Source organism: Lactiplantibacillus daoliensis (assembly GCF_005405005.1).
GTDB lineage: Bacteria > Bacillota > Bacilli > Lactobacillales > Lactobacillaceae > Lactiplantibacillus > Lactiplantibacillus daoliensis.
The window spans coordinates 127991-144839 of sequence record NZ_BJDH01000003.1 but is presented as its reverse complement, the minus strand read 5'-3'; the positions used below and the strand labels follow the sequence as shown (position 1 = coordinate 144839).

14 protein-coding genes are annotated in these 16849 nt (G+C 43.9%); 5 read left to right on the top strand and 9 right to left on the bottom strand.

Features of this window, described 5'->3' with window-relative positions; genetic code table 11:
* Positions 1 to 135 precede the first annotated feature (135 nt).
* From FFM64_RS04965 to FFM64_RS04945, 5 genes are all read left to right on the top strand, one after another.
* Positions 136 to 1077, top strand: a complete 942-nt coding sequence (locus FFM64_RS04965; protein WP_171000293.1) for a helix-turn-helix transcriptional regulator — start codon at positions 136 to 138, stop codon at positions 1075 to 1077.
* Positions 1078 to 1456: 379 nt separating this feature from the next.
* Complete coding sequence (locus FFM64_RS04960; protein WP_137606902.1) at positions 1457 to 2743, top strand: MFS transporter; 1287 nt, start codon at positions 1457 to 1459, stop codon at positions 2741 to 2743.
* A gap of 595 nt (positions 2744 to 3338) precedes the next feature.
* Positions 3339 to 5195: a DUF2264 domain-containing protein gene (locus tag FFM64_RS04955; protein WP_137606901.1), complete on the top strand. Its 1857-nt coding sequence runs from the start codon at positions 3339 to 3341 to the stop codon at positions 5193 to 5195.
* A gap of 19 nt (positions 5196 to 5214) precedes the next feature.
* Positions 5215 to 6348, top strand: coding sequence for a glycoside hydrolase family 88 protein (locus tag FFM64_RS04950; protein ID WP_137606900.1), 1134 nt, complete (start codon positions 5215 to 5217; stop codon positions 6346 to 6348).
* A gap of 669 nt (positions 6349 to 7017) precedes the next feature.
* The gene (locus FFM64_RS04945; RefSeq protein ID WP_137606899.1) at positions 7018 to 8010 is read left to right on the top strand and encodes a LacI family DNA-binding transcriptional regulator; all 993 of its coding nucleotides are present in this window, start codon (positions 7018 to 7020) and stop codon (positions 8008 to 8010) included.
* A 243-nt stretch (positions 8011 to 8253) separates the two neighbouring features.
* Here FFM64_RS04945 and tnpA read toward each other — a convergent pair whose 3' ends face one another.
* The 9 genes from tnpA to FFM64_RS04900 form a co-directional block, all read right to left on the bottom strand.
* Positions 8254 to 8718 (bottom strand): IS200/IS605 family transposase, encoded by a 465-nt coding sequence (gene tnpA, locus FFM64_RS04940; protein ID WP_137606898.1) that lies wholly within the window; start codon positions 8716 to 8718, stop codon positions 8254 to 8256.
* 203 nt (positions 8719 to 8921) lie between these two features.
* Entirely contained in the window at positions 8922 to 9329 is a 408-nt protein-coding gene (locus tag FFM64_RS04935; protein ID WP_137606897.1) for a PTS sugar transporter subunit IIA, read from the bottom strand.
* On the bottom strand, positions 9317 to 11083 hold the full coding sequence (locus tag FFM64_RS04930; RefSeq protein WP_137606896.1) for a glycoside hydrolase family 35 protein: 1767 nt from the start codon (positions 11081 to 11083) through the stop codon (positions 9317 to 9319). Before FFM64_RS04930 ends, FFM64_RS04935 begins: the two co-directional genes overlap by 13 nt.
* A 13-nt stretch (positions 11084 to 11096) precedes the next feature.
* A complete protein-coding gene (locus FFM64_RS04925) occupies positions 11097 to 12245 on the bottom strand; it encodes a glycoside hydrolase family 88 protein (protein WP_137606895.1) in 1149 nt (382 codons plus the stop codon).
* A gap of 100 nt (positions 12246 to 12345) precedes the next feature.
* Complete coding sequence (locus FFM64_RS04920; RefSeq protein WP_137606894.1) at positions 12346 to 12825, bottom strand: PTS sugar transporter subunit IIB; 480 nt, start codon at positions 12823 to 12825, stop codon at positions 12346 to 12348.
* 19 nt (positions 12826 to 12844) lie between these two features.
* Complete coding sequence (locus tag FFM64_RS04915; RefSeq protein WP_137606893.1) at positions 12845 to 13642, bottom strand: PTS system mannose/fructose/sorbose family transporter subunit IID; 798 nt, start codon at positions 13640 to 13642, stop codon at positions 12845 to 12847.
* Positions 13635 to 14423, bottom strand: a complete 789-nt coding sequence (locus tag FFM64_RS04910; protein WP_137606892.1) for a PTS mannose/fructose/sorbose/N-acetylgalactosamine transporter subunit IIC — start codon at positions 14421 to 14423, stop codon at positions 13635 to 13637. The genes FFM64_RS04915 and FFM64_RS04910 overlap by 8 nt, the downstream gene beginning before the upstream one ends.
* Before the next feature lie 15 nt (positions 14424 to 14438).
* On the bottom strand, positions 14439 to 15143 hold the full coding sequence (locus FFM64_RS04905; RefSeq protein ID WP_137606891.1) for a GntR family transcriptional regulator: 705 nt from the start codon (positions 15141 to 15143) through the stop codon (positions 14439 to 14441).
* 668 nt (positions 15144 to 15811) lie between these two features.
* A complete protein-coding gene (locus tag FFM64_RS04900; RefSeq protein WP_137606890.1) occupies positions 15812 to 16771 on the bottom strand; it encodes a sugar kinase in 960 nt (319 codons plus the stop codon).
* Between the last annotated feature and the right edge of the window lie 78 nt (positions 16772 to 16849).

Genomic DNA, 16849 nt, shown 5'->3' with positions numbered 1-16849 from the left:
TTATCTATTTCACTAAGTGTGCAATATACCGATTCTGCTACTTTGTGTTACAATTTCAGACATATCAGTTTGATGTTACCGATTCGGACCACTAATTTAGCTCTTTATGTACCGATTTTAACTGGAGGTCATGGCATGCCTGGCATTTTTAATTTTCAATATCTACAACTGGATTATATTTTGAGTATTTTTGATCAAGGTTATGCCCTGAATCAAAATTATCGCTATCAACGAGCTCAGACGAAGCTATTTGTCTATGTCCGGACCGGCCAGCTCTTACTAAAACATTCAACCGAGTACATCCTCAACCCACATGAAGGCCTGCTTTTAACAACTGATCAAGCTGTCAACGTGTTTGCGACAGTTCCTCACACAACGGCGCTCGTGATCATTTTTCAGGCCACCTCGGAACATTTAACTGCACTCGACGGACGGACTATGGCCATCACGCAACCACAATTAATCGACAAAATCAGTTCCGAAAGTCAAACAATTTTAGACCTCCGGCGGCGTAAACCTGAAATGTCCTATGACATGGAAATCGGCGAATATTTTATCGTCACTTGTGCGTCACTTTATAATCACACGACCGAATTACTCATCTCACTGTGTAAAATGGAAATCAAGCAACGCTTACCAGCCACAGTTAGCCCCGAAAAGGCCACGTCGCCGATTTCTGCCACTAGTAGCGACCCTCAAGAACAATTATTATACGCTCGTCGTATTTCTAATACATTCTACAAACAGCTGCTAATCAATCAAATTAAGGCCTATATGAAGCTCAATCTTGATAAACCCCTAACGATCCAGCAGCTCTCTCAAGCCTTTTTAATCAGTGCCTCAAGTCTAAAAAAGACCTTTAAAGCTGAAACCAATACGAGCATCATGGCCTATTTTAAAGCGTTACGAATGACGGCCGCCAAGGAACTCATTAGTGCGCAAAAACTGAACTTCACCCAAATTGCGGCCCGATTAGGCTTTAGTTCCGTTCATCACTTTTCGGCTGCTTTTAAGACCTATACCGGTACGACACCTTCGAGCTATGCAAAGCGTATTCACAACCAATCAAGGAAGTAGACCAAAAAAATTTGTTCTTAATTTGGTGACTGAACGAACCATTAATCAACAACAATTTTATGCCACCGATTGCCGTGATTACTGGTTTTCGTCTCTCATTCAGCGGATAAACTTTTACAAGCTTCACAAAATCATTTTGTGAAATTTTGCACGGAGCCAGTTGACAGCGCTTTCACATGGTGTTAATTTTAATTTGTTGATTTTAGTTAAACGTTTAACTAAAAATAATTACTTAAGTATTTATTGGTTCCAAGTCGTAATCTGGTTAACCTCATTCGGTTGGCTAACGGCTTTCCTAGAATTTATCGCGCGGATTCTAGGACTGAACCGCAATGATCAGTTTTCTTCAACAAGTCAAACATATTTGGGAGCGAAAACAATGGCCGATAAAAATCAAAAACCGACTTCAAGTGTCGTCGGCGAAATAACTAATGCAAAAATTAAAGATTCAGAACAGCCAAAATTACCTTGGCTAGTTTCCTCAGCAATGTTCCTCGCACCACTCTGCTGGTATGGTCCCGTCGTTGGGGCACGTAACGTCTTACTACCACAATTATTCAGTCAAATTGATCCGGCTAATAAAGTTTGGGCTGTTGGGCTATTAGCCACGGTCGCCACGGTTACTAGTGCGATTACTAACCTTGCCTTTGGGGCCCTTTCAGATGTCACCCGAACCCGTTATGGGAAACGGAAACCCTACATCGTTTTAGGTGCCGTTGTGATGGCAGTCCTCTTAGCCGTTATTGCTAACATTTCTTCGATTAAAGCTATTATATTTATTTGGATTATTGCTGCAGCTGGTGAAAATGCGATTGCGGCTGCGATGTACCCACAGATTTCTGATCGGATCGCGCCGAAATGGCGAGGAACCGTGTCGACTTTCTACGGTGTTGGCTTTACTATCGCACAACAAGGTTTCGCTTTGATTGCTGCTCAATTCTTGGGTAACGTTAAAGTTGGTATCTATGTCATGGCTGCGACTTCAATCGTTCTTTCTATCGTCCATGTTTTATTGATGAATGAAAAAGACAACTTAGCCGAAGACCATATTCCGTTAAACAAAGACACCTTGAAAAAGTACTTCTTCTTTCCAACTAAAGATGCCCGTGACTTCTATCTCGCACTCAGTGGTAAATTCTTCATGGTGGTTGGTTCAACCATCGTCACGACTTTTGAACTCTATATTTTCACCGATTACATTGGTCAAAGCACTAGTGATGCCGGCCGTTCAATTTCAATTTTCTCGTCAATCATGTTATTCATTGGGGTCTTCTTTGCCCTCGTTAGTGGCCCATTAGCTGACAAATTAAACCGGGTTAAAATGCCCGTCGTTATTGCCACCTTTGCGTTAGGGATTGCTGCATTATTCCCACTCTTTGCCAAGGCTGCCTGGGCGATGTTTGCTTATGCCGTCATTGCTGCCTTTGGTAATGGCCTCTATAACTCTGTTGACGGCGCCTTAAACATGGACGTGTTACCTTCTTCCGATACGGCTGGTAAAGATTTAGGTCTGATTAATTTAGCGAACACCTTGGGCCAAATGCTTGGTGCCATTGTTGCCGCAGCTATCGTCGGGAGTTTCGGCTATCAAGCCATCTTTATCTTCGCTGTTATCATGGAAATCATCGGTGGGGTCTTAATTGCCGCCATCCGTCGCGTTCGTTAAATTACTAAAGGTTGCAAGTTAAAAATGCTTGTCCTATTACACGACCGCAATAATCAGATTGTCAAAAATTGCCACTTCCGGTTGTTGCCGATAACATGCGGACGAGGGACCGGTTCAAGCCTCAGAAACGTCTTGAACCTCGCCCGGAAGCTTTGCCAAAATCGCAAATCTCCCGGACCGTCCGTGGTGTAAGGCCGGCAAAAAACGCCGGTCAAACGCCACCTGCACGTCCGATGCTATCAGTAACAACCTTCAGCTAATCAGTGATTCTTTTTTAGGAACCTGTTATTTACTCTTAGCGGAGTCAGGCAGAAGCGGTGTGCAGTGTCGGCAAGATTAGTCGGCGTTTTCAGCTGACTAATCTTGCGGGGCACTTCAAAGACGTGGTTTTTCGGCTTTGAAGTGAGGTGTCAGACCGTACTTTGGCTGGCGCGTCCCTCACAGCACACTGCTTCCGCCTGACGGAGCGCTGAATTCGGGCAAGTCTATTTTAAACGTAACGGTTGTTGGTACTACTGCAGTTGTAGTGCTTATGAGTCTTGCAACCTCTTAGTTAAGTTAAGCCGTCGTTATGAAAGGAACAGTGAGCTAAACGATGAACCATTTCAATAGTCAACTTAAAGACAACCCGTTAAAGACGCGAGCCGATTATGTCCAAGCATTATTAGCCTTGGTCAAACCAGTTTACGATCTAATGGCGGATGAAAAAAAGCTTGGTCGCGTTCGTATTAGTGATTCTGGCTCAGTTTACGATGAACCGCGCCGTGAAATTGAAGGCTTTTTACGTACACTTTGGGGCATTGGTCCACTCTGCAGCACTGCTGAACGTGCTGAGCAGTATCGTCAATACTTCACGCCAGCAACCCAAGGTATTGTTGCTGGTTGTGACCCCCAGTCACCATTCTATTGGGGCGACCTAACCGATTATGACCAACTCTTTGTCGAAATGGGTTCATTAGCCACCATGCTCATCTTAACAAAGCCATTCTTCTATGATCGATTAACCCCTACGGAACAGCAAAATATTTATCACTGGTTGGATCAAATCAACCACCGCAAGATTCCACAAACGAATTGGCTCTTTTTCCGCGTTTTGGTTAATACTTTTTTCGAAAAAGCACAGTTAGCTGACATGACTGACCAAATTGATCAGGACCTAACAGCTCTCGATAGTTATTACCTTGAAGATGGCTGGTATTTTGACGGCTACCGCAATCAAATCGACTACTATATTCCATTCGCCATGCAATACTACGGTGTTTTGTACAGCGTCTTAGCTGCCGATAAAACTGAAGCGCATGTGGCTAAATTTGCTCAACGAGGACAACTATTTTCTAAAACATTTAAGGATTGGTTTGTTAAAAACGGGACGGCCCTACCATTCGGCCGCAGTCAAACTTACCGCTTCGCACAATCAGCTTTTTGGGCTGCCAGTGCCTTTGCCAAGCTTCCCATCACGTCGACGGTTCAAGCCGAGGGCAAATACTTGCTCGGAGCGAACATGCATCAGTGGTTTAGCTTACCAATTTTCACCAGTGATAACTTGTTAAGTATCGGTTACGGCTATCCCAACTTAGTCTTCGCTGAAGGGTACAATGCCCCAGGTTCACCTTATTGGGCTTTGAAAAATTTCATTGTCTTAGCCTTGCCCGATGATGATCCTTTCTGGCAGTTGCCAACCACAATACCAAGTTTCCCAGTTCAAACGGTCAATCAAGCGTCACGTATGCTCCTTGTTCACGCTGATCAGGGACAGGAACTCCAAGCCTTTACAGCTGGTCAACATTCTCACGAACATGCTCATGGCGAAGATAAATACGAAAAATACGTCTATTCCACGACTTTTGGTTTTAGTGTTAAGAAAGGCAGTGTCTTGCCTAAGCAAGGTGCCTACGACAACACTTTAGCCATCAGCGAAACTGACACCGACTATCGGACAGCCTTTGGTTATCAAAAGTTTGCCATCCATGATGATTACGTTTATTCCCAATGGCAGCCGTGGTCAGACGTCACGATCGATAACTTTATTGTGCCAGTATATCCTTGGCACATCCGTATTCATCTGATCCAGACAGCGCGCAATTTGAACTTGTTGGAAGGTAGTTTCAGTGCACCCAACGGTGGCGTTGCGTTAACAACTACCGAGCCCCAACAGGCCCTCTACAATAGTTCCGTTGGGGCGACTGGCATTGTCGGTTTAACGCCGAACTTAACCGCCAGTCTCAGTGAACCGGAACCAAATACGAATGTCTTTTTCCCCAAGACGGTTTTGCCACTAATCAGTGGGTCAGTCACCCCAGGTAAACAACTGGTAATCACCGCTTGTCTAGGGGATGCTCATCAACAAGTTGACGTTGTGCCACCCGTGACCGTTAAGCTCGACGGCCAACTCGCACACATCACTATCGGGTCACAACATTTAGACGTGACCCTCACCGAACTAGCAAATTAAAAATTAGCGAGGAATTAACATGGAAAATTATCAAGCATTTGCAGAACAAACATTGCATAAAGTGACCAGTAAAATGGCCGCCGTTATTAACCGAAATACCGGTATTATTCCCTATACCACGGATGATCAGCACCAATTCGTTAACGTTTATCAGCAAGACCCTTTTTGGTGGACTAACGGGTTCTGGGGCGGCATTATGTGGGAACTGTACCATTTGACCGGTAACCATATTTACCGTGAACAAGCCCTCGAAGTAGAGCACAAACTAGACGGCAACTTAATGTCAGCGGAACATTTAGACCACGATAACGGCTTTAAATGGTTATTGACCGCTGTTGCCCATTTTCAAGACGACCAAGATGAGGCCGCTCATAATCGCGCGTTGCTAGCCGCCAACAATATGGCCGGTCGCTTCAATCTAGCTGGTCACTACTTCCGAGCTTGGAACGACGAAGACGGTCGCAATCGTGCCGATCTGGCTATTATTGACTGTCTGATGAACCTTCCCTTACTCTATTGGGCTAGTGACACGGAAAAAGACCCCCGGTTTAAACAAATGGCCTATGCTCATGCTTTAACCACTCAGAAATACATGATTCGGCCAGATGGCTCCGTAAAACATATTGCGGTCTTTAACCCTGAAACTGGAGATTACTTACATTCTCAAGGTGGCCAAGGCTATGGTCATGGTTCTTCTTGGACACGTGGTCAGGCCTGGGGGATTTACGGCTTCGCACTCAGCTATATTCATACCAAAGACCGTTCCTTCTTGGCAACCGCGCAACAAATTGCCAATTACTTTATTGCCAATATTCCAGCAAGCAATAAAATTCCAATTGATTTTCGTCAACCAGCTGAACCTTGGTTGGAAGATGCTTCAGCAGCAGCTATTGCTGCCAGTGGTTTGTTGACACTTGCGGATCAAGTTGGTTCCGCCGACCAAGTGATCTATCGTGAAGCTGCCGGACGGATTCTCAAGGCTTTAGCTGACACTGGGGCTGATTGGGACGCGACCCATGATGCTTTCATTACCCACTGCTCAGCTGAATACCATGAAGACCGCCATGAATATCCAATTATTTACGCTGATTACTTCTTTATTGAAGCGCTGATGAAATTGGCTCATCAAGATACAGCCTTTAATCCTTGGTAATTAGCTTCTAAACAAGCGTCATAACATGGTGACCCCCGTGTTATGACGCTTGTTTTAGGTTACCCTGCTAAAGGTAGAAAGGCTCAAAAACATCAATAAGGTGTATTACCAGCTACAGTTATATCTTAAAGTGAAGTTGTTCAAATTCAGCGCTCCGTCAGTCAAAATCGGTGTGCCGTGGGGGGGACGGCGCCAGCCAAAGAACGGTCTGGCGTTTCAATTCAAAGCCGATAAAACACGTCTTTAAATTGCTCTGCAAGATTAGTCAGCCAGGACACCGACTAATTTTGCCAACACGGCACACCGATTTTGACTAACCCCACTAAGCATAAATAACTGATTAGCTGGAGGTTGTTGCTGATAGCATCGGACGTGCAGGTGGCGTTTGACCGGCGTGTTTTGCCGGCCTTACACCACGGACCGTCCGGGAGATTTGCGGTTTTAGCAAAGCTTCTGGGCGAGGTTCAAGACGTTCCTAAGTCTTGAACCGGTCCCTCGTTCGCATGTTATCAGCAACAACCGGAAGCGGCCGTAATCGACTAGTTTCCACCTATAATCTTTAGTTATCCTGGGTTAACCTTGTCTGCGCGTTACACCGGGACCTAACAGCTTATCTTGACTTTAAGGAAAATCATATCTAGACTTTAAGGAAAAGAATGGAGGCGGATCATGAGTAAACCGGTTAATATTACCGAGATTGCTCGCCTCGCAAACGTTTCAGTGGCTACCGTTTCAAACGCACTTAAAGGCAAAAAGAACGTCAGTGCCACCACGCGTGAGCGCATCATTAAAATCGCAACCTCACATCACTATCAACCAAGCATGGCCGCTCAGGGCTTGCGTACTCAGCATACTAAGCTAATTGGTATGCTAGTTCATGATTTTCAAAACGTCTTTAGTAGCACCATTGCGGAAGACATCAATCAGGAACTGCACAAGCGCGGTTACTCATTGGTCATGATTGCCAATAACAGTAAACGTTTACTAAACGCCAGTTTATTTGACGGCTTAATTGTCTTTAATTATCCAGCCTCAAAGCAGCACCTGGAAAGTATGGTCACGGCCTCCAAGTTACCCACCGTTCTCATGGCAAGTGATAGTACTTTAAACAACGTCGTCAACGTTGTCACTGATAATCAGCAGTCCACCGCCAAACTAAGCCAATTATACGAGCATACGGACCATACGAAAGTCTGTTTTTTAACGAATGATCCCGACTCTTATAATTCCAAACGTCGCTGGCAAACCTATCACGATTATTTTATGCGTCAGCATCATTATGATATTACGCCAGACACCTTCAACGCTCACTTCCGTAGCGAACCCGCTCGTGAGCTTGCACTACGTTTATTACAGGCTCATCAATACAATTTTTTCTATTGTTTGAACGATATGATGGCTTATGGTGTCTATCAAGCAGCCAAGGCACTCAATTTAACCATTGGACAAGACATTAGCGTGGTCGGCTTTGATAATACTCAAAGCAACCTAGCTATCTTTCAGCCCAAATTAACGACCGCGGACCCTAGTATGCAACTATGGAGTGAAATGATTAGTAATAGTCTCGTTAGCCGAATTGAAGGTCAACAGCCACTCACTAACCAAACGACCTATGTCCCTAGTCGCGTCATTCACGGTGACTCCGTGCATTTAGTTAAATAATGCGGTTTATTAGTCAGCTGCTTCCCACATTAGTATCGTGGTGAGCGTTCTGGCAGTCAGTAATACTTGATTAATTTTCACTTTTGACTACAAAATCTAGAGTCATAACCACCCGTCAAACGGGTGGTTTGCTCCAGGGCTACAAGCCCCATGTACTGGCCAGCGTCTCAAGGCGCTGGCTTTTGTGGGTCAAAGCCAAATTGCCCTTGTCACTTTTGCCACCGCTTTAAGCGGTATTCGTTATTACTTACCTTGACCCTTAAAAGGGTCCTCATATTCACGTACACTTAATTTATCCACCGCCTGATCATGTTTTTCTTGGTTTCGGATATACTTCTTGATGGTTGCCTCGTTGAGACCAACTGTACTGACATAATAACCTTCTGACCAAAAATGACGGTTACCAAATTTATATTTTAAATTTGCATGCTGGTCGAACATCATTAACGCACTTTTTCCTTTTAGATACCCCATGAAGCTTGATACACTCAATTTTGGTGGAATACTGACCAGCAAATGAACATGATCTGGCATCATATGTCCCTCAATTATTTTGACACCTTTGTACTGACATAACATTCTAATATCCGTTTGTAAGTCACGACGATATTGATTATAAATTATTTCTTTCCTATACTTTGGAGTGAATACAATATGGTATTTGCACAGCCATTTGGTATGTCCAAGACTATTTAGCTTATTCGCCATTTCAAGCGTCCCCTTTCGATTTAACAATATTGGCTTCGACACCTACATTCTAAGTCAATCGGAGGCGCTTTGGTTTAACCACTTTGCCATCCGCCCGCATAGCGGGTGGTTTCTTGTTTCGCACGCTTTAGCGTGCTCAACTCGGCCTAAAGGCATAAACAAAAAAAGAGATTGTGGCCGTTGCCCAATCCCTTGTAACGCTATTATTCATCATCGTCGTTATCGGTTGTCGCCAACCGGGCGGCAACATCAAACAAATTATCTTGACCAACTAGTAAAGCTGACGCCGGCTGGTATGTCTCATTGCTCAAGTTTAAATATAAGTCTAGAATCATCGGTAAATTAAGACTCGCTAGAATGCTAACTTGCTTGTCATTGGCGTACCGTTCCAAACAAACATTGCAAGGCGTACCACCTGGCAAATCAACCACAATCACAGTTTCGCTCGTGGTTGATCGTTCAGCCTCAATCCGCTGACCTAACTCAGCCTTGCTGATCTCACCGTCAAAAGTTACCGCCGCAACATTTTTATGCCCACCGGCGATCATATCCAAGCTATTCAAATAACTCTGCGCCAAATCACCATGACTAACTAATATTAATTTTCGCATCCGTCTGCCTCCTTGGGTTGATCACTAAATTGTACTTGTGTAATTGCTTTTTCAGTTGTTTCAAAAACAACCAATTCATTCTGACCTAACTTCAAAAAATCTTTCGGAATATACAAGGTTTGCGTCGGACCTGCTCGCCAATATCGACCCAAATTATGACCGTTCAAAATCACAACACCTTTGCCAAATTGGGAACAATCCAGATAGGTACCATGTCTCTCCGAACAGTCAAAGTTAAATTTCGTCAACGTGGGTCCGTATTGAACAGTAGCACTGGTTTGCCAGTCTACTTGGGACAAGCGACTAAAATCAATAAACCATTGGCGCCAACCAAAATGTAAATGTCGGTCAATGACGACCCCGGTTCGAATCCCTTTGGACTGTGTCGGCGATAATAACCGTTGCCCATAATTGACACGACCAGTATTTTCGACCAGAATCTGTAACTGATTTTGTGCCGCTAGCGGTACTTCTACTTCATCACCTAAACTCGCTTGATACTGCATCGCCACCAACTTTTGATTGACATAAATATCAGCGCGATCGGCAACATCGACTAATTTAAGCTTTTCCGGCTGCTCCTGGCCCACAACCGTCGTTTGATAAAGTTGATAACCATAGCCACTACCCTGTTCCATCGGCAAAGGTGTGACCGAATCAGCAACTTGACCAAGCTCATCTAAAACATCAATTAACCGCACCTGTGCCGTTGCTGTAGTCGTTGGATAAGCCTTAACAACTGGCATATCTGGCATTACCGCGGGCACTTTTAAAACCGCCTGCAATTCGGCTAATTTTGCATTAGGCTGACCGTCTTCATGCAAAATTGCGTCATAGTCATACGAAGTCACTTGCGGATAATCAATCGCCTGCCGCGACGAACTCCCATTATAAAAGCCAAAGTTCGTCCCGCCACGAAACATGTATAAATTGAAACTAGCTCCTGCATCAACCAGCTCCTGTAAATCAGTTTTAAAGCTAGAGGCAGCACGTTTGATAATTTCTTCCTGCCAGCGATTAAACCAACCATCCCAAAATTCCATACACATGAGGGGCCACTGCTTACCATGCGCTGTCATAAATTGTTGTAATTCAGCTAAATTTTCCGCTGAATGCGAGCCAAAATTAGCCGTGACGAGCACATCATCATCAATTAAACTCCCCGCAGCTAAGGCTTGTTGCCAACTACCATCCGCAGTAAATAAAGGCACATCAACGCCATTATCGAGCATGAGTTGCTTGATTGCCCGTAAATAGGCCTTATCATTACCAAACGACCCATATTCGTTTTCAACTTGCATCATCAAGACTGGCCCACCGTGAGTAATCTGTAAGGGGACCAAAACCTTAAACAATTCGGCGTAATACGCTTTGACTTTGCTCATAAATCTAGGCGTATTCGAACGAACCAGCATATCCGAATAACGTAGTAACCAAGCTGGAAAGCCACCAAATTCCCATTCAGCACAAATATACGGACTCGGTCTTAAAATGACATATAAACCTAACTTTTGCGCCAATAAGACAAATTCTCGAACATCTGCCTGGCCAGTAAAATTAAATTGACCTTCCACTGGTTCATGAACATTCCAAGGAATGTACGTCTCGACCGTATTCAGACCGGACAACTTCAAGGCGCGCAAGGTCGGCTCCCACTCACTTGGTGCCAAGCGAAAATAATGAACTGCCCCCGCATAAATCTTAAACGGTTGGTTATTTAAATAAAATTGAGATTTAACTTCAAATTTTTCCATAATTTATCACTTCTCACCAATATGTTTGCCAAGCCGGATCATGTAGGCGCATCAATGCTTCCATATAGAAGTAGTCGCCCCATAAATTGGCTTCGTCAATTCCTTTACCCTGTGCATAGGCATACACCCCATGTTGTAATAAACCTTCTTGACCCGGTTGCGTACGATAAGCATCGAGGGCGCTTAAAATCCCTTTCGCCTCGCGTTGACCGTGTAACGCATAGCCTTGTCGCTGAGCTTCAATCAACCCACAAGCGACAATCGCTGCCGTTGAACTGTCTTTCGGTTCATCACTAGTTTCATCAAAGATTAAGTCCCAATAAGGCACCTGATCAGCCGCTGAATGGTCCAGGTAATACGTGAGTAGCCGGTCGTAAAGTTGCTGATCATCCGCCGTTGGGAAATAACTTTTATACAACGGTAACCCTAGCAAAATCCAAGCTTGCCCACGAGCCCAACATGACTCATCCGAGTAGCCTTGATAAGTCGCCCCTTTTAGTGGCGCACCCGTTTTAGGGTCAAAGTAAAACGTATGGTAAGTCGAGTAATCCGGCCGCACAATATGCTGAACGACTTGTTGATAATGGGCTTGTCCAGCAGCCGCGTAGCGTTCATCACCGGAAAGCTTCGTGGCAGCAAACAGCAACGGTAAGTTTAGTAAAGAATCAATGATCAATCGATACTCTTTAGGATCACCGACTTGACCCCAAGCCTGAATAAAATGACCCTTACTTTGGAATCGGCTTAAAAGCACATCCGCCGCTTGCATAATCATGTCTTGATATTGACCAGTGACCCGATACCCAGCTACTGCTGATAATGAATACAAGAAACCAATATCGTGATGGTCCAAAACAAAATGATCATCCAATCGTTGCTGAAAACTGGCTAACTGATCACTGGCAACCTGATGATACTGTTCATCACCAGTAACTTGATAGCTCATCCATAACATGGCCGTCCAGAACCCGTTGGTCCAGTCATCATTGCCTTTAATCCGATATTGCATTTCTGTCGTGCAAGCTGATGGAAAGTGACCACTAAATCTAGGCATTTGGGCGCGCACTTTTTCAACACAAGCCATCAATCGATCTGTTACCCATTGGTCATCTACCGGTGCTGCTAATTTCGTTAACGCCGCAGTCGCTTGGGCTTTTAACATTTTCCACCACTCCTCACGTTCACTTTAAACTAAAAGCCCGCGATCTCACTGAAATGACGCTGTCAGCGAATTGCGGGCTCCACCATTTATCTCTAACGGACTATTTCAAAAACTTGCTCATTTCAACTTCCGCATCATCCGGTACCATTTGCGCCGTCACGTCAACACCTTTAGCAATCAAGGCTTCTAAATCAGCTCGTTCTTCAGGTAAGAGACTGACCGACTTTTTGACTTGCACCGTACCTTCACGATTAGACATATTACCCACGTTAATTTTGGTAATATCTAAGCCAGCATTCACTAAATCCAATAAAACTTTGGGCCGTCGAACGACTAATAACACCCGTTGTTTCGCATATTTATCGGCTTGAATATTCGTAATTGCCTTTTCTTCGGTAATAATTGAAGTACTAATGCCACTAGGGGCTGCCATCCGTAAGATACTCTTTTGAACGCTATCGTTAGCAACTTCATCATCAATTACCATGATACGGTTGACTCGTAAACCAGTAGCCCAACGCGTGGCAACTTGACCGTGAATCAAACGATCATCAATTCTAATATTTACAAATCCTTGCATGTTTAGCGCTCCTTACTCTTTAAGCAAAAATCTTCAAGTTATAGGCTAAAATTCCGACTACGATCAAGATCAAGGTAACTCGAGTTGAGTTCATCTTTTTACGACCTAATAACCAGTAAGCCAGCAAGACAACTAACGCAGGAGCAAGACCTGGCATAATTTGATCAGCCATATCTTGTAATGAAATCTTGACGCCACCCTGTTTGTACTTGTAAGCAAAGACCGCGGTGATGACAGATGGAATCAACGCCCCAATAACCGTCAAACCAAGAATATTGGCTGCGCTCGTAATCTTCTTGAGTCGATTACCGAGAGAATCAATCAACTTGACCCCTTCACGATAGCCCATCCCGAAGAAGCTACGCATAATTCCGAGACGTAAGAACCCGTAAGCAATCCATAGAATTAACCCAATTGGATTACCTTTTAAGGCCATGTATGAGGCAATCGAACCAATGATCGTGTTTGGAATAACTGCAAATAGCGTATCACCAATTCCGGCGAATGGTCCCATCATCCCAGTTTTTAACCCGGCAACAGTATCTTTTGCCGCAATCCCTTGTTTTTCTTGAATCGCACTGTCGACACCCAAGATGATTGGTGCCATCGAGTTATTCGTATTGAAGAATTGTAATTCATTGATCGCAGCTTCGGCAGCCACATCGGTTTTACCATAAATTTGCTTTATCAGCGGATAGACACTGTAATAATAGCCTAAGCCTTGCATTTTTTCGTAGTTCCAACCGGCTTGGCCGAAGAAGTACCAGCGCCAAAAAGTCTTTTTATTCGTTTTGCTCAATTCAACTTTATTACTCATCTTCCATATCTCCTTCATCATCAGTGTCGGCAGCAGCGGGTTGTGCTGATTTTTGATTGTCCATGCCAAACGCAATTAATGCCATGGCTAAACCGATCATTGCGGCTCCGATAACGGGGACCTTCAAAAAGGCTGCTAAGAAGAAACCAACTAATAGAAAGGCAAAGTTTTTCTTTAATGGCAAGTAACGTAGCAAGATGGCAATCCCTAAGGCTGGCAAGATACCGCCGGCCGTTTTCAAACCGTTCATTAGCCACATTGGTAAGTTATTGACAACATCTTGAACGAATTGTGAGCCGAAAACTAATGCTAAGAAAACTGGTAACATCCGTGAAAGTGACGTTGGGATAATCCCATAAAGGTTCATATGTGTCGCTGATTTCAGCTTACCTTCACTAACTAATTTTTCAGCATGATGTTGTAAGAAAGTGTTGCAGAAACGTGCCAAGACATCCAACTGAATCATCAATAGACCAATTGGCACAGCTAAGGTTGCCCCAAATTCAGCACCTTTGCCACTCAAGACTGCAAATGCCGTCCCAAGCAAAGCCCCAGTCATATAATCTGGCATTGAAGAACCACCAAAGTTCCCAACCCCGAGGACTAACAAGTTCAAAGTCCCACCAACAATCAGACCGGTTTGCACGTCACCCATGATTAAGCCGGCAACGAAGCCAGCCATCGTCGGCTTAACCGTTCCAAACGTGGTGTTGTTACCATCATAAATTGCAAAACCTGAATATAACGTAATTAATAATATTTGCCACCATTGAATTGTCATGATGCAAAATCCCCCTTAAATGGTTTTCACTTCTAATTCAAAATAATCCCACCGCTTATAACTTTCGACATATTCAATCACCGTATTATCAAACAAATAACTGTGGCGGTGAATGAATGCTGCCGGTTGTTGTGCTGAATCTAACTGTAATAACTGACTTTCGGCCGTTGGTACTGGGAAAATAATATTGGTCGTTTCATCAATCTTGGTACTGAATAAATCGATGCCACTATCATCTCGAATTCGCTCATATAAAGAATCGTAATAACTCGGATTATCAAGCGCTTTCAAATTGAAGTAGTCAGCAACTAAATAAGTATGTTGCAACTGTACGGGGATGTCATTGGCTTGCCGTAACCGCATAATATGATAATAGCTATCGCCAGTTGCTAACCCTAATTCTTTAAGAATTCGCGGATCATGTTCTTTATCAATCGATAACACTTTGACTTTCTCATCAGCATCGTTATTTCTTTCGCGATCGAAGATCTTAACGACTTGCCCATTTCGAGCACGTGACACAAAAGTCCCTTTGCCCTGATGTCTAACTAGCAATCCTTTTGAAACTAATTCGTTAATTGCTTTAATGACAGTTGCAGAACTCACTTCAAATCGCTTTTTAAGTTCGGCTTCTGAATAAAACTTATCACCTGCCTTAAATTCACCATTCTTCAGTTGGTACAATAAAAACTGTTCGACTTGTTGATATTTCAATTGCATTTCCTAAGCACCTCCGGTTAACCGGTTAACCTAACAAATATAATTTAGCACGGTTCTCACGATTTGTAAACGGTTCCAATCAAATTGTTATTAAAAAAACGACTAACTTAGTTTTAAGGGCTAAGTTAGTCGCTAGTATTTATTTTCTGTTGTATTAATAATCAATCAAAAACTAATCGCATACTGCCGCTTCCGGTTGTTGCCGATAACATGCGGACGAGGGACCGGTTCAAGCCTTAGAAACGTCTTGAACCTCGTCCGGAAGCTTTGCCAAAACCGTAAATCTCCTGGACCGTCCGTGGTGTAAGGCCGGCAAAAGGAACGCCGGTCAAACGCCACCTGCACGCCCGATGCTATCAGCAACAGCCTCCAGCTAACTAACGCGGTCTGAAGTGATTGATCAGTTATTTACGTTTAGCGGAGTCAGTCAGAATCGGTGTGCAGTGTCGGCAAGATTAGTCGGCGTTTTTGGCTGACTAATCTCGCGGGGCAATTCAAAGACGTGTTTTATCGGCTTTGAATTGAGGTGCCAGACCGTCCTTTGGCTGGCACCGTCCCCCACAGTACACCGATTTTGACTGACGGAGCGTTAAATTTGCATGAATCTACTTTAGACATAACAGTTACCGGTATATTTGTGCTGCCTTTGAGTCTTTCAACCTTTACATTTAAAGTCGTGCATAGGCCGTCATAAATGACTCTAATTCATCTGGCGTTGGATAGCCATCATTATCACCAGGGGCTTGCACAGCAAATGATCCCACTGCATTACCTCGTAAAGCTGAGGCTTCAATTGATAGCCCATCTAAGCGACCAGTGATAAAACCAGCCGCGAACCCATCGCCAGCACCGACTGTATCGACAACCTTGGATACTTTGTAACCAGGCACACTATAGGTCCGTCCTGATTTAGTCTTCAAGAACGCACCCTTCGCACCAAGTTTGACAACAACCGTCTGGGTAGTCTCACCATTAGCTAAGAAGAAATCGGCAATCGCTTCAGGATCTCGTGAACCCATCAAGACTTCACCTTCATTGATCCCTGGCAAGATAATTTCAGCGTCGGCAGCCAGGCTATTGATTGTTGTGACCATCTTTTCGCGACTCTCCCACAATTGTGGTCGTAAGTTTGGGTCAAAAGTCGTTTGAATATGGTTTGCTTTTAATTTAGCAACCAATGCCTTGAACGTTGCCAAAGCTTCATCCGAGGTACCTGGGAAAATCCCTGTTAAGTGTGCCAATTTTAATTCAGAAAAATCAATCTTGTCCAAAGCGCTCGCAGCTAAGTGCGACGCAGCTGAACCACGACGGAAATAGAAGGTATTGGGATCACCAGCACTAACTTTTTCCTTCATTTGAAAGCCAGTTAAATAATCAGCCGTCGTACTGATGTAATTAGTTCCAATTTGATTCTGATGTAACTGATCTTTAATATAATCGCCCATCGGATCTTCACCCAACTGCGTGACATATTCAACGGAATGGCCCAACCGCGAAACTCCCACAGCAACGTTAACTTCGGCACCTGCTAAAAATTTTTGAAAGTGCGTTGCATCTCTTAAAGTCACGTCTTCATCTTGTGAGGCAAATAATGCCATTGGCTCACCAATTGTTAAAAATTCACTCATGGGTAATCGACTCCTTATTTATTGACGAAATAATCATTTTTATTGTTATATTTTTTGAGTTTGTAAACCGGTTTCCTA